At 68.6% G+C, this 21,421-nt stretch carries 16 protein-coding genes; 11 read left to right on the top strand and 5 right to left on the bottom strand.

Annotated elements, in window-relative coordinates:
* Positions 1 to 810, top strand: coding sequence for an endonuclease/exonuclease/phosphatase family protein (locus Mschef_RS00255; protein WP_425480082.1), 810 nt, complete (start codon positions 1 to 3; stop codon positions 808 to 810).
* A 101-nt stretch (positions 811 to 911) separates the two neighbouring features.
* Positions 912 to 1,565 (top strand): hypothetical protein, encoded by a 654-nt coding sequence (locus Mschef_RS00250; RefSeq protein WP_197686698.1) that lies wholly within the window; start codon positions 912 to 914, stop codon positions 1,563 to 1,565.
* A gap of 73 nt (positions 1,566 to 1,638) precedes the next feature.
* On the opposite strand, the gene Mschef_RS00245 is transcribed toward Mschef_RS00250, so the two are convergent.
* A complete protein-coding gene (locus Mschef_RS00245) occupies positions 1,639 to 4,500 on the bottom strand; it encodes a TonB-dependent receptor (RefSeq protein ID WP_081125871.1) in 2,862 nt (953 codons plus the stop codon).
* 92 nt (positions 4,501 to 4,592) lie between these two features.
* Between Mschef_RS00245 and Mschef_RS00240 the strand changes: the two genes are divergently transcribed.
* Positions 4,593 to 5,003, top strand: coding sequence for a hypothetical protein (locus tag Mschef_RS00240; RefSeq protein ID WP_136256363.1), 411 nt, complete (start codon positions 4,593 to 4,595; stop codon positions 5,001 to 5,003).
* A gap of 140 nt (positions 5,004 to 5,143) precedes the next feature.
* Here the strand turns inward: Mschef_RS00240 and Mschef_RS00235 are convergent, their stop codons facing one another.
* Positions 5,144 to 6,721 carry a glycoside hydrolase family 17 protein gene (locus Mschef_RS00235; RefSeq protein WP_081125869.1) on the bottom strand — a complete coding sequence of 526 codons (1,578 nt, stop codon included), beginning with the start codon at positions 6,719 to 6,721 and terminating at the stop codon, positions 5,144 to 5,146.
* Positions 6,718 to 7,617 carry a sulfite exporter TauE/SafE family protein gene (locus Mschef_RS00230; protein WP_242426401.1) on the bottom strand — a complete coding sequence of 300 codons (900 nt, stop codon included), beginning with the start codon at positions 7,615 to 7,617 and terminating at the stop codon, positions 6,718 to 6,720. The genes Mschef_RS00235 and Mschef_RS00230 overlap by 4 nt, the downstream gene beginning before the upstream one ends.
* Positions 7,618 to 7,674: 57 nt before the next feature.
* Between Mschef_RS00230 and Mschef_RS00225 the strand changes: the two genes are divergently transcribed.
* The 3 genes from Mschef_RS00225 to Mschef_RS00215 are packed head-to-tail and all read left to right on the top strand — an operon-like array spanning position 7,675 to position 11,791.
* Positions 7,675 to 9,777, top strand: coding sequence for a transglycosylase SLT domain-containing protein (locus tag Mschef_RS00225; protein WP_081125868.1), 2,103 nt, complete (start codon positions 7,675 to 7,677; stop codon positions 9,775 to 9,777).
* Entirely contained in the window at positions 9,774 to 10,799 is a 1,026-nt protein-coding gene (locus Mschef_RS00220) for an NAD(P)H-quinone oxidoreductase (RefSeq protein ID WP_242426400.1), read from the top strand. The genes Mschef_RS00225 and Mschef_RS00220 overlap by 4 nt, the downstream gene beginning before the upstream one ends.
* Positions 10,796 to 11,791: a complex I NDUFA9 subunit family protein gene (locus tag Mschef_RS00215; RefSeq protein WP_242426399.1), complete on the top strand. Its 996-nt coding sequence runs from the start codon at positions 10,796 to 10,798 to the stop codon at positions 11,789 to 11,791. The genes Mschef_RS00220 and Mschef_RS00215 overlap by 4 nt, the downstream gene beginning before the upstream one ends.
* Before the next feature lie 72 nt (positions 11,792 to 11,863).
* On the opposite strand, the gene Mschef_RS00210 is transcribed toward Mschef_RS00215, so the two are convergent.
* Positions 11,864 to 12,820, bottom strand: coding sequence for an AcvB/VirJ family lysyl-phosphatidylglycerol hydrolase (locus Mschef_RS00210; RefSeq protein WP_168708882.1), 957 nt, complete (start codon positions 12,818 to 12,820; stop codon positions 11,864 to 11,866).
* A 706-nt stretch (positions 12,821 to 13,526) separates the two neighbouring features.
* Here Mschef_RS00210 and Mschef_RS00205 point away from each other — a divergent pair.
* The 5 genes from Mschef_RS00205 to cydC all read left to right on the top strand — a co-directional run bounded on the left by Mschef_RS00205 (position 13,527) and on the right by cydC (position 20,048).
* Positions 13,527 to 15,137, top strand: coding sequence for a cytochrome ubiquinol oxidase subunit I (locus Mschef_RS00205; protein WP_081125866.1), 1,611 nt, complete (start codon positions 13,527 to 13,529; stop codon positions 15,135 to 15,137).
* Between the two features lie 3 nt (positions 15,138 to 15,140).
* Complete coding sequence (gene cydB, locus Mschef_RS00200) at positions 15,141 to 16,274, top strand: cytochrome d ubiquinol oxidase subunit II (RefSeq protein WP_081125865.1); 1,134 nt, start codon at positions 15,141 to 15,143, stop codon at positions 16,272 to 16,274.
* A gap of 10 nt (positions 16,275 to 16,284) precedes the next feature.
* Entirely contained in the window at positions 16,285 to 16,500 is a 216-nt protein-coding gene (locus tag Mschef_RS00195; RefSeq protein ID WP_081125864.1) for a hypothetical protein, read from the top strand.
* 102 nt (positions 16,501 to 16,602) lie between these two features.
* Positions 16,603 to 18,333 (top strand): thiol reductant ABC exporter subunit CydD, encoded by a 1,731-nt coding sequence (gene cydD / locus Mschef_RS00190; protein WP_168708881.1) that lies wholly within the window; start codon positions 16,603 to 16,605, stop codon positions 18,331 to 18,333.
* Positions 18,330 to 20,048: a thiol reductant ABC exporter subunit CydC gene (gene cydC / locus Mschef_RS00185; protein ID WP_081125862.1), complete on the top strand. Its 1,719-nt coding sequence runs from the start codon at positions 18,330 to 18,332 to the stop codon at positions 20,046 to 20,048. Before cydD ends, cydC begins: the two co-directional genes overlap by 4 nt.
* A 23-nt stretch (positions 20,049 to 20,071) precedes the next feature.
* On the opposite strand, the gene pepQ is transcribed toward cydC, so the two are convergent.
* Entirely contained in the window at positions 20,072 to 21,400 is a 1,329-nt protein-coding gene (gene pepQ / locus Mschef_RS00180) for a Xaa-Pro dipeptidase (RefSeq protein ID WP_081125861.1), read from the bottom strand.
* Between the last annotated feature and the right edge of the window lie 21 nt (positions 21,401 to 21,421).

The raw sequence follows: 21,421 nt of genomic DNA, 5'->3' as shown, positions 1-21,421 counted from the left end.
GTGGCCGCGCGGCGGCAAGCTGACGGCACGGACGCGACGCGCGCGGCGGTGGCGCCCGCCACGCTCAGGCTGCTGAGCTGCAACATCCTCGCCGGTGCCAGCATTGCGCGCTATCGCCAGTACTTCACGCGCGGCCTGACCCAGGTGCTGCCCGGTCCGGGCAAGCAGGCCAACCTCGATCGCCTTGCGGATCTGGTGGCGCAGTTCGATCTGGTTGGCCTGCAGGAGGCCGATGCCGGCAGCCTGCGCTCGGGTTTCCTCAACCAGACGCAATATCTGGCGCAGGCCGCGGGCATGCCGTACTGGAGCGACCAGCCCAACCGCCGCGTGGCGCAATTGGCGCGCTCGGCCAATGGCCTGCTCAGCCGTATGGCGCCGCGCGAGGTGCTGGATTATCCGCTGCCCGGACGCATTCCCGGGCGCGGTGCGCTGCTGGCGCGCTATGGCGCGGAGGCCGCCGGGCTGACGGTGCTGGTCGCGCATCTGTCGTTGGGGCCGAAGGCGCGCGCGCGCCAGCTCGACTTCATCGCCGAACTGCTGCAAGGTCGCGGCGCGACGGTGCTGATGGGCGATCTGAATTGCGCCTGGCCCGGCCCCGAACTGCAGCGCGTGTTCGCGCGCACCCAACTGCAGCCGCCGGACGACGCGCTGCCGACCTACCCGAGCTGGCGACCGCGCCGCGCCATCGACCACATCCTGGTCAGTGATGGCATCGAGGTGCTGCGCCGCTGGACGCCACCGCAGGCGTTTTCCGACCACCTTCCGCTGGCCATCGAGATGCGCCTGCCACGCCTGCCACCGCGCGCCTGAACCGGTGGCCGTGAGAATCCCAGGCCCGGTCAACGCCGGCGCACGGCGCGCGTTTTCCGGGGACAGGCGCCGCACTCCGCGACGCGCCGGAGGAGAATCCCGTGACAAGCATTATCCGACTCGGACTGGGCGCAGTTCTGCTGCTGGGTGGTAGCGCACTGGCCCCGCTGGCGCTGGCACAGCAGGCGCCAGCGCCAGCGCCTGAAACCACCCACGTCGATCATTTCACCGATCGCAACGTGGCGCAGCAGCAGCGCATCGAACAAGGCCTCAAGAGCGGCCAATTGACCACGCGCGAGGCCGCGCACCTGGAGCAGGGCACGGCGCGCATCGACCGCATGCAAAGCCGCGTCACCAATCCGCACGGTGCCGGCGGTGCCGGCGTCACCGCGACCGAGGCGGCGCGCATCCAGCGCGCGCAGAATGCCGAGAGCCACGCCATCGATCACCAGCGCCACGACGCGCAGACCGGCAATCCCGACAGCCTGTCCTCGCGGCGCATGCAGGGCGACGTGCAGCGCAATCTCAACCAGCAAGGCCGTATCGCCGCAGGCGTGGATCACGGCGGGCTGACCAATCGCGAGGTTTCGCGTCTTTCCGCGCAACAGGCGCGCAGCAGCCACGCGCTTGCCGGCGCGGGGCGCAATGGCTTCGTCAACGGACGTGAGCAGCAGCGCATCCAGCGTGGCGACAACGTGCGCAGCCGGCATATCTACAGCGCCCGCCACAATGGCGCGCGGCGACACGGCGGTTGAGCGAGCGATCGCCAGAATACAGGGCCACCCTTGCGGGTGACCCTTTGCCATTGCAGCCAGTTGCGCGGTTGGTTCAGAACCTCAGGTTGGCCTGGATGTAGGTGAAGCGGCCGGGCAGGTCGTAGTTGCTGGCGTCATAGCCGTTCAGCGAGCAGGACAGGCACACCGGCGGGTCCTTGGCGAACAGGTTGTTGATGCCGGCATTGATCACCAGGTTCAGCGCCAGCGGCACGCGCCAGCTCGCACGCACGTCGTGATAGGTCACCGCGCCGAGATAGTGCGTGTTGCCGGGGCCGTTGCAGATGGCGAAGCCGGTGGCGCCGGCGCAGTCCTCGGTCAGCCCGCTCATGTAGCGCATGCGCCAGTCGGCGCTCCACGTGCCGCGGCTCCACATCAGGTCGTTGACCGCACGCCAGCGCGGAATGCCGCTGTCGTTGGTTTCCACGCCGGGCTTGCGCGGGCCGTACACGCCGGGCGAGGTCTGCTCGCTGAAGGTGTTGATGTAGGTGGCGCCGAAGGTGTTGGTCAGGCGGCCGAAGGAGAACTCCGGCAACGTCCACTTGACAGTGAGGTCGGCGCCGCTGGTGTCGATGCGGCCGATATTGCGCAGCGTGTTGTTGAAACCGTCGATGTTGCCGGTGCTGTTGCGCTGGATACCCTGGCAGAAGCTCGAGGCGGCATTGCCGCTGGCCACGCAATCATCCAGTTGTGTCTGCGCATCCAGTGCCTGGATGGCGTTGCGCACGGTGATGCGGTAGTAGTCGGCGGTGATGTCCAGGCGCTGTGCCCAGCCGGTGTCCACGGCCCAGTCCGGGCTGTAGATGCCGCCCCAGGTCAGCGTGCGCGCTTTCTCCGGCTGCAGCAGCTTGTTGCCGCCGGTGGTCACCGAGATCTGCGGGTTGGGCTGGCTGTAGCTGGCCGGTACGCCCAGCGCCGCGCAGTTGGCTGCCGTGGCCGCGTTGGCGATCGGCGCCGAGCAGGGATCCTGCAGGGTGGCGTCGAAGCGCGCCGGTGAGCCGTACAGCTCGCCGATGGCCGGGGCGCGGAAGCCCTGGCCCCAGGTGCCGCGCAAGGTGAGCTGCTTGTCCACCTGCCAGCGCAGACCGGCCTGGCTGTTGGTGGTGCCGCCGAAGGTCGAGTAGTTCGAGTAGCGCGAGGCGAGGTCGATGTTCAGCGCCTCGATGAACGGCTTGTCGGCCAGCAGCGGCGCGTTGGCCTCGAGGTAATACTCGTTGACGTTGTACGCGCCCGAGGTTGGCAGCGAGGGCACGCCGTTGGACTCGCCCGCCACCACCACGGCATCCGGCTGGTAGTAGCCCGAGTAACGCCGCGATTCCACGCCGGTGGCGAATTTCACCTCGCCGGTCGGCAGTGTGAACAGCGCGCCGTTCAAGTTGGCGCTGTACAGGTCGATGTCGTTGGCGCTGCTGTCGTGCTCGATATAGCCGATGTAGGCCAGCATCGCCGGGGTGATGGTGCCGGGGCCGCCAAACAGGTTCAGTGGTACGCAGTTGCCCGTGCACTGGCTGAGTGGGCCCAGCGCGCGCTGGATGTGGGCGATGTTGTAGGTGCCCTGCACGGTCTGCGTGGCGCTGTTGCTGCCGTGCGAGAAGTTCACGTCCCAGTAGTAGTCGTGGTCGTTCCAGCTGAAGCTGCCGGTGAGGCCGGTGGCGAACTCCCAGGTGTTGACGGTCTGGCTGAAGATGCGCGGCCCGCCCTCGATGGGACGCCGGCCGATGAGGATCAGATTGCCGCCGGTCGCGGTCTGCGGCACCAGTGAATAGCCGAACGGGTTGTACGGGTTGCTCACGTCCACGCCGACCGTATCGGCCAGTCCGCCGGTGCCGGCGCCGGGGCCGAGGAAGATCGGCTCGGGCGCGGCCTGGTTGGTCGAGTGGCGCTGCACGTACAGGCCACGCAAGTACCAGGTGATGTTGTCGGTCAACTGGTAGCGCGTGCTGGCGAACACCGAGTCGCGCTTGCTGGGTGTCAGCAACAGGTTGTAGGGCGCGAAGTTGAAGCGGTCGGCGGTGCTGAAGTCGTGGAAGTCGGTGGGATACACCGCGCCGTTGGGGAACGCGCCATTGAGGGTCACGTCCTGGGTGACGTTTTGCGGATCGACGAAGATGAAGCGTCCGGTCGGCGTGGCCGATGAACAGTTGGCCAGCCCGGTGCCCGGCACGCAGGCGCCGCCCGACTGCGACCACGCGCCGGAGCTGATCGCGTTCTGCTTGACGTGCTCGAAATCGATGAAGAACTCGCCGCGCTTGAACTTGCCGCCCAGCGACGCGGTGCCGGTGCTGGTCATGCCGCCGCTGAGCGCATCGTAGCCGCCCACGTAATAGCTCACCGCGGCGCCGTCCTGGCTGCGCTTGGTGATGATGTTGACGACGCCGCCGATGGCGTCCGAGCCGTACAACGCCGAGGCGCCGTCGGGCAGGATCTCGATGCGCTCGATGATGCTCACCGGGATGGTGTTGAGGTCCACCGCCGCGGATACGCCCGAGGCCGAGGACTCGTTCACCCAGCGCAGCCCGTCGACCAGGATCAGCGTGCGCTTGGCGCCCAGATTGCGCAGGCTCAGCGTGGCCGAGCCCGAGCCCACGCCCGAACCATCCGGCGGAAAGCCGAAGTTGCCGGCCGAGTTGAACTTGGTGTTCAGTGCCGAGCCCGAGGTGGTCAGCTGCTGCAGGATGTCGCCGAGGCTGGTCAGGCCGGTCTGCGCGAGTTGCTGTGCGGTAATCACCGTGGTGGGCGTCTGCGTGGCGAGCTCCGCGCCGCGGATGCGCGAGCCCAGCACCTCGACCGCTTCCAGCTGTTTGACGTTTTTCTTGTCGACGGGCGGCGTGGCATCCTGCGCATGCGCGAGCATCGGCAATGCGAAAACCGCTGCGATCGCTGCGGCCAGTGTGCGTTGGCGTAAGGTGTGCGACATGTTGTTCTCCGGGAGGCCGATAGGGTGCCGTGATCTGCATGTAATACGGCAGGCCGAATCTAACGAATGTTTGACGTTTAGGCTACAAAATCATGTCGCTTGTTTCTCGCATTCGTCATGTCATGGCGCGTCAGGCGCAGGCGCCAGGGGGTGGACGCGCGCGCCTGGCTGCCGCGCTGGTGGCGACACTGGCGGCGACACTGGCGGTATGGGCGCGCCGTGATCTGGTTGAATCGCACGCCATGGCGCAGGCCTGTCTGGCCGGACAGGGTGGTGCCGTATGTGGCGCGCGCGCTGCCCTGGTGCAGGCGTTCAACAGCGGTCTGCTGGGTGCACTGGTGTTGGCCGCGGCCCTGCTGGCGCTGCTCTGCAGGCGCGCATGGACGGCGGCGCTGTGTCTGACGCTGGGCGCCACGGGCCTGGTGCTGTACAGCTTCCAGGCCGGGGCGCTGGCGCTGCTGATCGGCGCGTTGCTGCTGTTGCCGGCGGCGCGTCAGGGCTGAGAGGCTGTGAATTTTTCAGCCTCTCAGCCCGGCCATGGATGGCCGGACGCGAAGCGGTCACGCACGTGGCTGATTCGCGGCGGCGCGTACGGACCTGTGCCGGACGCGCCGATGAAAAATTCCGCACGACGCGGAATTTTTCACAGGCTCTGAGCGGGCGCGGCGGGCTTGCCGGCGCCCAGCGCCGTCCAGGCCAGCAGCGCATTCAGCGCCAGCCAGCACCATGCATAGGGATTCAGCAGCGCCTCCTGCAGCACGCCAACCATGCCCAGCAGCAGTGCCGCCAGTGCCAGCGCGCGTGCGCGTGGGCCATGCAGCAGCGGTGCGCCGTGCAACTGGCGCAGTAGCGCTACACCCAGCGCGATCGGGATGAACGCCGGCAGCGGCCAGTCGCGATAGCGGCCATCGAACACCAGCAGCAGGTCCAGGTACACCACGGCAAACAACGCGGCGAAGGCCACCTGTGCCACGCGCCCGGGATGCGCGATCCGCGCGCTGCGCAGCAACGTGCGCAGGGCATCCAGCAGCAGCCAGGCGCCGACCAGCAGGCCGCCGCCCAGCGCCCCCCAGTAAGTCCATTGCGCACCATCCCAGGCCGCGGCCTGGGCCATGCGCCAGAGCGCCCACAGCGCCAGCCCGGTACCGGCGCCGGCCAGCAGACCGCAGGCGCGCGCGCCGCGCGCGCCGCGCCACGCGCCGACAGCCGCGCCCAGCAGCAGCGGCAACAGCGCCCACCCGGCGCGCGGATCCTCGGTCACGGAACCGCGCCACGCGAACTTGGGCTGGGCCCGTGAATCATCGATGCCCCACCAGCCACCGACGGTGCCTTCCAGTGCGCGCTTCCAGGGCTGGTCGTAGGCCTCGATGAGGTTGTAGCGCTGGCCGTGCGCCTGCGCCCAGGCGATGAAGTCGCGCAGATACGCGGCCTCGTTGACGCGGCTGGGCACGGCATCGCGGCGAGCGCGCCCGGCGCTGGGCCAACCGGTCTCGCTGATGAACACCGGCTTGCCAGGAAACGCCGCCTGCACGCGGCGCAGCTGCCGCGCCACGCGCGTCACCGCCGCGCGCGCGGACACCGGCTTGTTATCCCAGTAGGGCAGCATGTTCACGCTGATGAAATTCACCGCGGGCGCCAGCTGCGGATGACGCAGCCAAAACGCCGGCACGTCGGCGTAAGTCACCGGCAGCCCGGTGGCGGCGCGCACGGCGTGCAGATCGCGCAACAGCACCGATGCGGACTGATCGCCGCGCAGCAGCACCTCGTTGCCGACCACGATGGCGCGGATGCTGCCCGCGGGCGCGGCGCGCGCGGTGGCGATGCCCAGCGCGATCTCGCGTGCATTGGCGCGTGCATCCGGGCCGATCCAGATGCCCAGCAGCACCTGCATGCCGCGGCGCACGGCCAGCGCCGGCACCTGATCCAGACCTTGGTTCACCGAATACGTGCGCACGCAGTCGAAGTGCCGCGCGAGCACGGCCAAGTCGTGGTCGATGCGCGCGCGGCTGATGTGCGCATGTTTCCGCAGCGGGCTCTCACCGGACAGACGGAACGGCGCATAAGACACGCATTGCAGGTGCGCCGGCAGGCTGCCCGGTAGCGCCACCGGCCACAGCAGTCCGCCCAGCCACAGCAGTCCGCCGAGCAGCGCCGCGGCAAGCACGCCATGGGTGATGGCCTGCGCATGACGCTGCGCGAAGCGTGTGCGCGGCCGGTTCATCCGCCGCTAACGATCAGCACGCCGACCACCAGCAGGAAGGCCGCGAACACGCGCTTGAGCGCGGGTCCGGAAAGCCGGTGCGCTAGGCGCACGCCCAGTGGTGCCGTCACCATCGAGGCCAGCGCCGTGGCCGCGGCGGCCGGCAGAAACACGTAGCCCAGCGCGCCGCGCGGCAGCGGCAGGGCCGGCGCATGCAGTGCCAGCATGTAGCTGAGCGAGCTGGCCAGTGCGATCACCAGCCCGGCCGCGGCGCTGGTGGCCACCGCGCGCACGGGTTTCACGCCCAGACTCACCAGCAAAGGCACGGTGAGCGAGCCGCCACCGATACCGACGATGGCCGATACCGCGCCGATGCCCAGACCCGCGGGCAGCAGCCATGATGAGCGTGGCACGTGTTCCGCGCGCACCTCGTGCTGATGGCCGAAGGCCATGCGCCAGGCCATGAACAGACAGAACCCGGCGATCACCCAGCGCAGCACCGGCCCACTCATCAACTGCGCCAGATGCGCACCGATGAAACCACCCAGGACCAGCCCGGGCGCCAGCCGCCACAGCGTCGGCAGCATCACGGCCTTGCGCCGCAGTTGCGCGGTGGTGGACGAGGCCGCGGTAAGCACGATGCCGGCCAGCGAGGTCGCCACCGATACATGCATCACCTCGCTGGGTGGCACACCCAGCGCCGGCAGGGTGAAGCTGAGCGCGGCCACGATCAGCAGTCCGCCGCCGATGCCCAGCAGGCCGCCGAGCAACCCGGCCGTGGCCCCGGCCAGCAGGTAAAGCACAAGATCGAACAGCATGGCGTGGCCTTGTGGAGGTGATTTGACGCGCCGCTGTTTGCCGCAGCGCCATTGCTGCCGTGCCGGCACGCGCGGCGCATGCGTCTGTAGACCTGCCATGCAGGCATGCCTTGTAGACATGCCTTGTAGAATGGCGACTTCTGGAGATCATGCAGTATGCCAAGGCTTCGCGCGCGCCGGCAGTGGCGCATCGGGTTCGTGCTGGCGTTGCTGGCGCTGTGGATGCTGGCTGCGGGCAGTGCCGCGCAGGCCGCCGCCAGCGCGCAACTGCAGCGCCAGCGCGAACAGTTCGCACGAGCGTATGCGCTGGCGCAGCAGGGCGATCCGGCATGGCAGCGCGACGCCAAGGCGCTGCAGGATTACCCGCTGTATCCGTATCTCGAAGCCGCCTATCTGCTGCACGACCTGGGCAGCGCGCACGCCGCACGGGTTCGCGATTACCTGGCACGCCATGGCGCCCTGATCCCCGGCCGCGAACTGCGTCGCGCCTGGCTGGATCGCCTCGCCCGCAAACAGGATTGGCAGCAATATCTCGCGTTCTATGCGCCCGGTTTGGGTGCGACCTACGATTGCCGCGAGCTGCAGGCGCAGGCGATGCAGGGCGGCACGCTGACGTTCGATGGCGCTTTCGCCGCGCTATGGGACGCGCCGCGATTGCCCGATGCCTGCGCTGCGCTGCTGCAGCTGGCCAATACGCAGGGCCTGCTCACGCCTGAACGGCTGTGGGATCGCATCCAGCGCGCGCTGCGCGCGCGCGCGGCGGGCACGCTCACGCAGACTCTGGCCTGGTTGCCCGCGGCACAACAGCCGGGTGCGCAGCGTCTGGCGCTGGCGCTGTCGGACCCTGCGGGCGCACTGGCACAAGCAGGTGCCTGGCCCGATACCGGGCATGCGCGCGAAGCCATGACGCTGGCGCTGACGCGCCGCGCGCGTGACGATGCCGATGCCGCGCGCGCGGCCTGGCAGGCACTGCGCGGACGCTTCGAGTTGGATGCGGTGCAGGTCGATCGCATCGAAGCCGCGCTGGCGCTGTACCAGGCCGTCAGTCTCGAGCCAGGCTCGCTGCGCGCGCTGGCGGCCTTGCCGGCCGCCGCGCAGACGCCGCTGACGCGCGAGTGGCGCGCGCGCGTGGCGCTGGCGCAGGGCGATTGGCCGGCCGTGCTGGCGGCAATCCGCGCCATGCCCGCGGCACAACGCGAGGACAAGGAGTGGCGTTATTTCGAGGCACGCGCGCTGGCCGCCACCGGAGCCACGACGCAGGCCGATGCACGCTGGCGCGCGCTGGCACGCAGTGCCACCTATTACGGCTTTCTGGCCGCCGATCAGGTGCAGCGCCCGTACGCGCTGTGCCCACGTGATCCACCGGCGCAGACCGCGGCCACCGCCGCGGTCGAAGCGGACCCGGGGATGCAGCGTGCGTTCGAGTGGTATGCGCTGAACCGCCTCGCGCACGCGCGGCGCGAATGGAACGCGGCGCTGCCCGGCCTCGATCATGCGCAGCGCTATGCCGCCGTGGTGCTGGCGCACCGCCGCGGCTGGGTGGACCGCGCGATTTTCCTGCTCAATCACGGTGCTTATCTGCGTGATTACAGTCTGCGTTTTCCCCTGGCCGAGCGCACGCGCGTGGTGCGCGATGCGCGCCACGCCGGTATCGATCCGGCCTGGGCCTTCGCCATCATCCGCACGGAAAGCGCGTGGATCAGCGATGCCCGCTCCGGCGCCGATGCGCGCGGGTTGATGCAGTTGCTGCCGGGTACCGCGGCGCAGCTGGCGCGACGCAACGGCTTGCCCTGGGAAGGCGCGGCCAGCCTCGACGATCCGTCGGTCAACATCGCACTGGGCACGCGTTATCTGCAGCATCTGGCCGATCGCTTCGGCGCGCAGTGGCTGGCCAGCGCCGCCTACAATGCCGGCCCGGCCGCGCTGCAGCGCTGGCTGGACAAGCGCGCCACGCTGCCGCCGGATGTATTCGTGGCCACCATCCCGTATCCCGAGACGCGCGGTTACGTGGAGAGCACCATGGCCTTCAGCGTGATCTATGACTGGCGCCTGCACCAGGACCCGGTCCGTCTGAGCGCGCGCATGCAGCCTTTCGGCAGCGCCTACGCGGTGCCTGACGCGCAGGCGCCGCGTGCCGCGGTGGTGTGCAGCGTTGAGGATCTGGCTGCGCAGGGCGACGCGCCGCCGCCAGCCGCGGCCAGCACGCAGCCCGCGCCTTCCGCCAGCGTGCATGCGGCGGCAGCGGGCGCTACGCCATGAGCGCAGCCCTGATGATGCGGGTGATCGAGATCAGCATGCCGGGCGGCCCGGAGGTTTTGCAGGTGGCGCAGCGTCCGCGCCCGTTGCCGTGCGCCGCTGAAATCCTGATCGAGGTCCATGCTGCGGGCGTCAACCGGCCCGATCTGGCGCAGCGTGCCGGCGTATATCCACCGCCGCCTGGCGCATCCGATCTGCCCGGGCTGGAAGTGGCCGGGCGTATCGCCGCGCTGGGTGTGGACGTTGACGGCTGGCGAGTCGGTGACGCCGTGTGCGCGTTGTGCAACGGCGGCGGTTACGCCGGATACGTGACGGTGCCGGCGGGCCAGTGCCTGCCGTTGCCACGCGGTTTCAGCATGGCCGAGGCCGCGGCGCTGCCGGAAACGTTTTTCACCGTGTGGAGCAACGTGTTCATGCGCGCTCGCCTCGCCGCCGGCGAGGTGCTGCTGGTGCATGGTGGCGCCAGCGGCATCGGCACCAGTGCCATCCAGTTGGCGCATGCGCTGGGTGCCACGGTGTTCGCGACGGCCGGCAATGCCGCCAAATGCGCGGCCTGCGAGCGATTGGGCGCGCGCCGCTGCTTCAATTATCGCGACGCGGATTTCGTCGCCGGCGTGCTGGATGCGACCGCGCGGCACGGCGCCGACGTGATCCTGGACATGGTCGGCGGCGATTACCTGCCGCGCAATCTCGCCGCGCTGGCGCTGGATGGACGCATCGTGCAGATCGCCACGCAGCGCGGCCGCGAGGCGTCGCTGGATCTGGCCTTGCTGATGCGCAAGCGCGCCACGCTCACCGGCTCCACCTTGCGTCCGCAGGACAGCGCCGCCAAGGCCGCCATCGCCGCCGAGTTGCGCGCACGTGCCTGGCCACTGCTGGATGCAGGGCGCGTGCGCCCGGTGCTGTACCGTGTGCTGCCTTTCGCGCAGGCCGCCGATGCGCATCGCCTGCTGGAGCAGGGCGAGCACGTCGGCAAGATCGTGCTCGCGCTCTCCACTTCCGCCACGGAGTCGATCAATCCATGAACACCCCGCGCCTCACGCCGCTGCGCCCGCAACACCTGGTCATGCTCGGCGGTACCGGATTCGTTGGCACGCATCTGTTGCCGCGCCTGGTCGCGCAAGGACATCGCATCCGCGTGCTTTCACGCAACCGCGAACAGCACCGCGCCCTGGCCGTGCTGCCTGGGGTCAGTGTGCACAGCGCCGACGTGTACGATCGCGGCACGCTGCTGGAACACCTGCACGGCGCGGATGCGGCGATCAACCTGGTCGGCATCCTCAACGAGACCGGCGGCGCGCGTTTTCGCAAGGCGCACGTGGACCTCACCTCGACGCTGGTGGCCGCCTGCCGCGAGGCCGGCGTGCGCCGCCTGCATCAGATGAGTTCGCTGCGCGCGGGCGAGGGCAAGTCGATGTACCTGATCACGCGCGGCGAAGCCGAGCGCGTGGTGCGCGCCTCCGGCCTGCAGTGGACGATTTACCAGCCCTCGGTGATTTTCGGTCGTGGCGACGGGCTGGTGACGCGCTTCGCCGCGCTGCTCAAGCTGCTGCCGGTCCTGCCGCTGGCACGCGCGTCCAGCAAGCTGGCGCCGGTGGCGGTGGAAGACGTGTGCGCGGCGATCGCGCAGTGCGTGCAGGACCCGGCCAGCATCGCGCAGCGCTACGAGCTGTACGGACCCGAGCAATTCGCGCTGATCCGCATCGTGCGCATGGTCGCGGCTGCGCTGAAGCTGCGGCGGCTGATCATTCCGCTGCCCGACGCCCTGGGCTATCTGCAGGCGCGCATCGGCGAGCTGCTGCCGGGCAAGCCGATCAGCGTGGACAACTTCAAGTCGCTGGCGCTGGATTCGATCGGCAGCGTCGATGGCCTGGCCGCGCTGGGCATCACGCCGCAGCGCTTCAGCGCGCGCCTGCCCGAGCTGTTGCATCCGCGCCACGGCCACGCCGTGCTGCTGGATACCGCGCGCCACGTCAGCGGACTGGCGCCGGCCGATCGCGCGCGCATCGCGCGCTGAAGCACGACGCGCTGAAGCGCGACGGTATGGACGCTGCCGGGCCGGCCGCCTGGCGCGCAGCGGTGGGCCGTATCAGTGCGCGGCGGGCTTGGCCGGCCGTCGCGTAGAAGCGACCGGCGTCGGCATGACGCTGGCCGGCGCCGGCGGCAGCAGGCTGTGCAGTGCGGCGCGGTACTGCGGCGCCCAGTTGCGCGGCACGCCAAAGCCGTGACCGACATGTGGCAGCAGCCAAGCCTTGGCCGCGGGCACACCCGCGACGTACTCAGTGGCGAATCGTGGCGCGACGTCCTCGTCGATCGCGCCCTGCAGGATCTGCCACGACGCGCTCAGATGCGTATTCGGCAGCAAGCTGGGCAGGTGCGGTGGCCGTGGCGACTTCTGCTCGGCTAGGCCGCCGACACCGGGGCAGAACGCATGCGTGGCTTCGATATCCGGGCCGAATCCCAGGCTCAACCCGCCCTGGAATGTGCCTTGCGCGGCCTGGACCAGCGCGGCATAGACCGTGGTGGCACCCGAGGAATAGCCGATCAACACCACCGGCAGATTGGCCGGCAAATCGAGCTCCTGCTTCAGATGGGTGGCCAGCCGCGCGAGCGTGCCGGCGGCATCGATGCAGGTGCCCGCCGGCTGCGCATCCAGGGCATGCAGATATCTGGGTGTGCTGAAGCCGGCGACCCAGAAGCCGAGAGCCGCGGCGTCGCGTGCCATGCCCACCACCCCCAGGTTCCAGCCGCCGTCACCGGAAAGAAACAGGGCCAGGCCGCGCACGGTTACGTTGGATGGCGGCGCGTACAGCGTGATCGGTCCAACCAGCGGCGCCTGCACCACCCCCGCCAACCAGGGCATGGGATGCATGGCCGCAGCGTCTGGCATTTGCGCGCCGCGCGTGTTGCGCGCGGGTGCAGGCGCAGACTGCGATGGCGCGGGTTGCGTCGGCGTGAGGCGTGCCGGCACGGGCAGCGTCGCTGCCTTGGCAGCGCCGGGTGCAGGCGTGGCGAGCGCAAGACTGCAGCCGAGCAGTGCGGTCATGGGTAGCAGGCGCCATGTGCGCGACAAGCGACGGGGTGGGATCACGGGTGGTCTCGATGAAGGTGAAGGGGGCCGGCGCAGGCATGCCGTCGGCACGCCCATCGTCGTGGGCAGCGGACACGCTTGCCAAGTGCAAGCAAGGCTAGACCGCGCCACGCGCGCGAGGTTCCCGCAGCCGGACTTGATCCAGATCAAGCGGCGCGGCAGGCAGAGCGTGTCTAATGCGGTCCGTTGTACATAAAAAGTAAACCTTATGCGCAAATGTCACGGACAGCAGTGTGCACCACCGCTCCGGCACAGGGGCGCAGCGGGCGCTGGTCCGTTGCGCGCAGGAGCTTGGGCTGGCAGCGGCTGGGTTTTTTGGCAATGGCGCAGGACGCGCCGTCGCCGAAGTGCCGCCGCGAGAAGCACGCGATGCCGGTTGCGACCAAGGCGCGCCTCTGCAGCGCTCGCCTGCATGGGGTTGCTTTGAATCAGGCGGCAGGGCGCCCGGTTGTGCAAACCGAACGTCGGTGCGTGGGTGTAAGTTGTTTCGCGATGGTCCGCGACAAGCTGTCATGCAGGAGCAGACACGACATGGACATTAAAATATCACTTTGCAAACCTGCGGTTGGCGGCCATGGATGCCGTGGCCGTGGTGACTCCGTTGCGTCATCCGCGTGCGAAGCGCGTGGCGCGTGGCCTTCGATGATCAAGAGTAGCCGCCATGATTGATGGAACCGTTGTCGATCTCTCGCGCATCCAGTTCGCGTCCACCGCGCTGTATCACTTCCTGTTCGTGCCACTGACCCTGGGTCTCAGCTTTCTGCTGGCGGCGATGGAGACGGTGTACGTCACCACGGGCAAGCCGATCTACAAGGAGATGGCGCAGTTCTGGGGCAAGTTGTTCATGATCAACTTCGCCCTGGGCGTGGCCACCGGCCTGACCATGGAGTTCCAGTTCGGCACCAACTGGTCGTTTTATTCCAGCTTCGTCGGCGACATCTTCGGCGCGCCGCTGGCCATCGAGGGCCTGATGGCCTTCTTCATGGAGTCCACCTTCGTCGGCCTGATGATCTTCGGCTGGGAGCGTCTGTCCAAGGGCCAGCATCTGGCGGTGACTTGGTTGGTCGCGTTCGCCTCCAATCTCTCGGCGCTGTGGATTCTGGTGGCCAACAGCTTCATGCAGGATCCCAAGGGCGCGGCGTTCGATCCGACTACCCTGCGCATGCAGCTGACCAGCTTCCAGCAGCTGATCTTCAGCCCCGATGCGCAGTCCAAGTTCGTGCATACCAGCATTGCCGGCTATGTGACCGCGGCGGTCTTCGTGGCGGGCATCAGTGCGTTCTACATGTTGAAGAAGCGCCACATGGAGCTGGCCAAGCGCTCGTTCCGCATGGCCGCACTTTATGGCGTGATGGCCACGATCGGCGTGATCACCCTGGGCGATGCGCTGGGTTTTGTTGCCGCGCAGGCGCAGCCGACCAAGCTGGCCGCGATGGAGGGCCTGTGGAAAAGCGAGCCCGCGCCGATGTCGTTCAACCTCATCGCGTTTCCCGACCAGGCCAAGCAGGAGAACGAGGGCGCGGTGCGCATCCCCTATCTGTTATCCCTGCTGGTGACCCACTCGATCGACGGCACGGTCGAGGGTGTCGACACGCTGGAGCAGCAGGCCACGCGCAAGATCGAGAACGGCATCCCTGCCGTGCTGGCCTTGAAGACACTGTCCAAGGATCCGCAGGACGCGGCGGCGCTGGCGCAATTCAATGCGCACGAAAAAGATCTCGGCTATGGCTTTCTGGTGCAGCGCTATGCGCCCGATCTGAACAACGTCACACCGGCGCAAGTGCAGCAGGCCGCACGTGACACCATCCCGCCGGTGGCTGCGGTGTTCTGGGCATTCCGTGCGATGGTCGGCTTCGGCCTGTTGATGCTGGCGTTTTTCGTGTTGGCGGTGCTGTACACCTTGCGCAACAAGGTGCAGGACAAGCGCTGGTTCCTGCTCGCGGCGGTGTGGATGATCCCGATTCCGTTTCTGGCGAATGAGTCTGGCTGGCTGGTGGCCGAGCTGGGCCGGCAGCCGTGGACGGTGTTCGGCGTGCTGCCGACCTGGATGAGCGCTTCCACGCACAGCGTGGGCTACATGGCGTTCTCGCTGGTCGGTTTCGTGACGCTGTATTCGATCTTCATCGCGGTCGAGATGTATCTGATGGTGCGCGCGATCCGACAAGGGCCCGAGCCGCATCACGGTGGTGGCGATGCGCGTCCGCGGCCACGTCCCGAGCTGGCGCCACGGCCGGTCCAGGCCGCCGCGCACGCCACGAATCTGGAGGGCTGAGTCATGGAAATCTACGCAATCCTGCAAGTGATCTGGTGGCTGTTGCTGGGCGTGCTGCTGATCGGCCTGGCGGTGATGGTGGGCATGGACATGGGCGTGGGCGCGATCCTGCGCTACGTCGGCCGCACCGATCTGGAACGGCGCGTGGCGCTGAACATCATCGGCCCGCACTGGGACGGCAACCAGGTGTGGTTCATCCTCGGCGGCGGCGCGATTTTCGCGGCATTCCCGCTGATCTACGCCACTGCCTTCTCGGGCTTTTACGTGGTCATGTTGCTGTTGCTGTGGACCATGATCATGCGTCCACTGGGCTTCGAGTACCGCAGCAAGATCGCCAATCCGGCGTGGCGCAACGTGTGGGACTGGGTGTTCCTGGTCAGCGGCGCGGTGCCGATGATCGTGTTCGGCGCGGCCTTCGGCAATCTGTTCCACGGCGTGCCGTTCCATTTCGAGTGGAACCTGACCTCGTTCTATACCGGCAGTTTCCTCGGTCTGCTCAATCCCTTCGCGATCATGACCGGCGTGCTGGCGCTGGCGCTGGCCGTGATGATGGGGGCGTTGACGGTCATGAATGGCGCCGAGGGCGCGATGTACCAGCGTGCGCGTGGTCTGGTGCAGTTCGCCGCGATCGCCGCGATCGTGCTGTTCGCCACCGGTGGTGCCTGGGTGCACATGCTGCCGGGTTACCACATCGTCAGTGGTCCCGGCGCCGGCGTGCCACAAACTCCGCTGCAACAAGTCGTCGCGATGGTGCCGGGTGCGTGGCAGGCCAACTTCGCCGCGCGGCCGCTGCTGTGGCTGGTGCCGCTACTGGGTTTCGCTGGCATGCTCGGTGCGCTGCTGGCCGCGCGCGCGCGGCGCTCGCATCTGGGCTGGTGGCTGGGTGCGCTGGCGTGGATCGGCGTGATCGGCACGGCGGGCGTCTCGCTGTTCCCCTTCATGCTGCCATCGAGCAGCAATCCCTCGGTCAGCCTGACGCTGTGGAATTCCAGCTCCAGCCAACTCACGCTGCTGTGGATGCTGGGTTTCGCGCTGGTGTTCGTGCCGCTGATCCTTTGGTACACCAGTTGGGCGTTCTGGGTGATGCGCGGCAAGGTCAGCGCCGAGAAGATCGCCGAAAACGAACACGCATACTGAGGAATCCGCCATGAGGACTTTTCTGTACTTCCTGCTGTTCATGTTCCTGGCCGTCGTGGTCATCCTGCTGGCCGCGCTGCTGGGTGATCAGGGTGCGTGGTATTTCGCCTGGCTGGTGGGAACGGCCATGATCGTGCTGATCTCGGCCGCGAGTGCGGCGCTGCTGGACACGCAGGAGGAACACGCCGCCGGGCAGGCTGCCGGTGGCACACGCAAGCCGCTTTGATCGGGCATCATCACGCGTGACCGACGGGGCCGACTTCGGCCCCGTCACATTTTGCGGGCGCGCGGCAGGCTGCGCCTGGCAAACCCATCGATGGAATCAGGCATGCAGGCCGCAAGCTGGCTGCGCCGCGAGGCGCAGCAGATTCGCAAACCACAGTGGCGCGCAGCGCTGGCCACGGCGCTGCAGGCTCTGGCACTGGTGGCGCAGGCGTGGCTGCTGGCCGACATTCTCAACGCGGCGCTGTTCGCGCATGCGCCGTTGGCGCGGCTGTGGCCACAGTGGATCGGGCTGCTGCTGCTGGCGTCGTTGCGCCTGCTGCTGAATTTTTACGCGCGCCGCACCTCGTTTTCAGCGGCGCTGGATTTGACTGCGCAACTGCGCACGCGCCTGCTTGCGCGCGCGCAGGCGCTGGGCCCGATCGGGCTGCGCGCGCAAACCAGCGGCGACCTGATCACGCGTCTGGTCGATGGCGTCGACGCGGTGTTGCCGTATTTCGCGCGTTATCTGCCACAGGTGAGCACGGCGGCGCTGGTGCCGCTGCTGCTGGCGCTGTTCGTGTTTCCAGCCGACTGGATCTCGGGTCTGATCCTGCTGCTGACCGCGCCGCTGATTCCGTTTTTCATGGTGCTGGTGGGCAATGCCGCCGAGCGCGCCAGCCAGCAGCGCTATGCGCAGCTCACGCGTCTGGGCGCGGCTTTCATGGACGCGCTGGGCGGCCTCGCCACGCTGCGTCAACTGGGCGCTGCCGAGCGCGTGGCGCAACGCCTGGATGGCGACGGCGAGGACTACCGCAAGCTCACCATGCAGGTGCTGCGCGTGGCGTTTCTTTCCGCGCTGGTGCTGGAGTTTTTCGCCACGGTGAGCATCGCTGTGGTCGCGGTGCTGATCGGCTTTCGTCTGCTCTGGGGTGAATTGCCATTCCGCGATGGCCTGTTCGTGCTGCTGCTGGCGCCGGAGTTCTATCTGCCACTGCGCGCGCTGGGCAGCCTGCGCCATGCGCGCATGGATGCGCTGGCCGCGGCGCAGCATCTGGCCGCGCTGGAGGAAACGCCACCGCCGGCCAGCGCGCCGTTGGTCGGCGGCACTCGGGTTGCGGCGCACACGCCACCAGGCCTGCGCGTCGATGCCGTGCATTACAGCCATGCTGGGCGCGCAGCGGCGTTGTGCGGGTGCAGTTTCGACATCCAGCCGCGAGGCGTCACCGCACTGATCGGTGCAACCGGTTCGGGCAAGAGCACGCTGCTGAACCTGCTGCTGGGCTTCGTGCCGACCGCGTCCGGTCGCATCCTCGTCGAGGGTGTCGATCTGAGCGAACTGGATATGACGCAGTGGCGCGCACGCGTGGCCTGGGTGCCACAGCAGACGCATGTCTTCGAGGGCAGCGTGCGCGACAACCTGCTGCTGGCCGCGCCCGGCGCGGATACCCTGGCGCTGCAGCGCGCCGCGGCCGACAGCGGGTTCGATGCGGTGCTGGCGCGCTTGCCGCAGGGTTGGGACACGCCGCTGGGTGAGCGCGGCCTTGGCTTGTCGGGTGGTGAATTGCAGCGCCTGGCGCTGGCGCGTGCGCTGCTGCGCGAAGACGCCTGTGTCTGGCTGCTGGACGAGCCCACCGCACACCTCGATGCAGAGAGTGCGCACGCGGTCGAGCAGGTGATCCGCGCCGCTGCGGCGACGCGGACGGTGCTGCTGGTGGCGCATCGTCTGGTGGCGGCGCAATCGGCGGATTGGCTGGTGGTGTTGCGCGACGGCGCCGTGATCGAGCAGGGTACGCCGCAGCAACTGGCGCACGCGCAGGGTGCCTATGCAGCGCTTGTGCAGGCGGAAGCGCAATGACGCGCCTGCTGCCGCCCGCGCTGCGCCGCCTGCTGGCGGTGCTCGATCCGTATCGAGGCTGGATGTTCGGCGGGGCGGCGCTGGCGCTGCTGACCGCGCTCGCGGCGCTGGGCCTGATGGCGGTGTCGGGCTGGTTCATCGCCGCCATGGCGCTGGCCGGATTGAGCGGTGCGGCGATCAACTATTTCAGTCCGGCCGCGGCGATCCGCGCCTTTGCCATCCTGCGCAGCGGCGGCCGCTACGGTGATCGTCTGGTCACCCACGAAGCCACCTTGCGCGGTTTGTCCGGGCTGCGCGCATGGCTGTTCCGACGCCTGATTCCGCTGGCTCCGGCGCGGCTGTCGGCGCTGCGCAGCGGCGAGCTGTTCGCGCGCCTGCGCGCCGACATCGATGCGCTGGAGCATTTTTATCTGGCCGTGCTGGTACCTGCGGCGGTGGCGCTGTTGAGCTTGGCGCTGGTGCTGGTGCTGGGTGTCATCGTGCTGCCGGGCGCGGCACTGGTGCTGCTGATCGGCGCACTGCTGGCCGGCGTGCTGTTGCCGGCCTGGGCGCATCGTCGCGCCGCGCTGGACGCGGCGCAGGCGGTGCTCGACGCCGCCGCGCTGCGCGGCCTGCTGCTGGATGCCCTGCGCGGCCACGCCGAGCTGCTGGCTTGGGGTGGCGTCGCGGCCCATGCCGCACGCATTGATGCGCTGGCTGCGCGGCTCGATGCGCGACGCGCGCGCATCGAGGTGCTGCAAGCGCTGGGTGGCGGCATGGTCGGCCTGCTCGCGCAGCTCGTCGTGCTCGGCATCCTGGTGTTTGGCCTGGCGGCGGTGCATGGCGGCACGTTGGCGCCGCCGCTGCTGGTGATGCTGGCGCTGCTGGCGCTGGCCCTGTTCGAGGTGATCGCGCCACTGCCCGAGGCACTGGCGCAATGGCAGGCCACGCTCACCGCCGCCGCGCGCGTGTTCGACCTGGCCGACACACCACCGGCGTTCATCGAGCCGGAGATCTGCGCGTCGCTGCCAGCGGCGGTGGAGATCGTATTCGAGAACGTGCATCTGCGGTATGCCGATGCCGCGCCGTGGGCGCTGGCGGGTGTCGACCTGCAACTGGCCGCAGGCGCGCGCGTGGCGATCGTCGGGGCCTCGGGCGCGGGCAAGAGCTCGCTGTTGAGTGCGTTGCTGAAGTTTTATCCGTTGCAGCAGGGACGCATCATGTTGGGCGGGCAGCCGCTGGATGCGCTGCAGGGTGACGTGTTGCGTCGGCACATCGCGGTGATCAGCCAGCAGACCACCTTGTTCAACCTGTCGCTGCTGGACAACCTGTTGCTGGCCGCACCCGAGGCCACGGCGGCGCAGATCGAGCGCGCGGTGAACCAGGCGCAGATGGATGCGTTCGTGGCGGGCTTGCCGCAGGGTTACGACACCGTGCTGGGCGAGGCGGGTGCACTGGTCTCCGGCGGCGAAGCGCGGCGCATCGCCATCGCGCGCGCACTGCTGCAGGATGCGCCGGTGCTGGTGCTGGACGAGCCCACCGAGGGTCTCGATGCGCGCACCGCGCGCGACCTGTATGCCGCGCTGGATGTCGCCGCGCGCGGGCGCACGCTGCTGCTGATCACGCACCGCCTGGGCGGCCTCGCGCATCTGGTCGATGAAGTCGCGGTGATGGCCGCCGGGCGCATCCGCGAGCGCGTGCCGGTGGCGCAGTACCTGCAACGCAGGGCGCGCTGAGCAGAGCCGTTCGCAGCGGTTGCTTACGCCAGCGCCGCGAAGGCTTCGCGGGTGAGGTTGTGCGGATCATCCGCGGTGCACAACACGTCGTCCTCGATGCGGATGCCGCCGCAAGGCATGAAGGTCTCGACACGCGCCCAGTCCACATCGCTGCCGGCTGGCGTGGCGCGCAGCGCATCCAGCAGCATCGGGATGAAATACAGGCCGGGCTCGATGGTGACCACCATGCCCGGCTCCAGCGTGCGCGTCAGGCGCAGGTACGGGTGTTCCGGTGGCGGTGGTGTGCGTCCGCCCTCGGGTGTGCTCTGCTGGCCGCCGATGTCATGTACCTGCAGACCCAGCAAGTGGCCGAGTCCGTGCGGCAAAAATGTGCGCGTGATGCCTTGCGCAAACGCGGCCTCGGCCGAGCAGCGCACCAGGCCGTGCGCGGCGAGCACGCCGCCCAGCAGGCGATGCGCCTCGAGGTGCAACTCGGGATATGGCTGGCCGGCGCGCACGTCCAGGCACAGGATCTGCTGCATCTCCTCCAGCGTGGCGACCAGCGCGGCGAAGTCGCCATGCGGCTCGGCCGCGTAAGTGCGGGTGATGTCGCTGGCGTAGCCTGCATATTGGCCGCCGGCATCGATCAGCAGGCTGCGCCGTGCATCCGGTCGCGCGCGCTCGAAGCGCGTGTAGTGCAGCACCGCGCCGTGCGTGTTCAGGCCGATGATGTTGGCGTAAGGCAGTTCGGCTTCGGTCTGTCCGCTGGCGGCGAGGTAGGCGAGGTGGATCTCGAATTCGCTGGCGCCGGCGGCGAACGCACGCGCCGCAGCCAGGTGTCCGCGCGTGCCGATGCGGCTGGCCGCGCGCATCAGGGTGATCTCGTAGGCGGTCTTGCAGGCGCGCGTCCAGTGCAGCCGCGCCAGCAGCGCGGGTGGATTGTTGGGTGCGATATCGCTGCCCGCCGCGCCATCCTCGCCGAGCACGGCGCTGTGCTCACCGAGGCTGCGTTCAAGCTCCAGTCGCGCGGCGTTTTCATCGGCCACGGTGACGATATCGAAGTGTTCCACCCAGTACCCTTGTGGTGTGTCCGGCACCACGTGCCAGTAATCGCGTGGCTGCAGGAAGATCAGCCGTGGCCTGCGACCGGGGACATGCACGATCCATGAGCCCGGCGCATCGGTCAGCGGCAGCCAGTGCAGGAAATGCGGGCTAGCCACGAACGGCGGCGCCTGATCGTCGAGAAAGCGCAGCCGCGGCGTGCCGGCGGCGATCAGCAAGCTGTCGTGGCCGCTGGCGGCCAGCGCGGCATCGCTGTCGTGGATCACCTGATCCAGATGTTGGGCGTAGAGCGAGGCGAGGGCGGCACTCATGGCGGGACTCGTTGGCGACGG

Source organism: Metallibacterium scheffleri (assembly GCF_002077135.1).
Taxonomy (GTDB): domain Bacteria; phylum Pseudomonadota; class Gammaproteobacteria; order Xanthomonadales; family Rhodanobacteraceae; genus Metallibacterium; species Metallibacterium scheffleri.
This window is presented reverse-complemented; position numbering and strand designations above follow the sequence as displayed.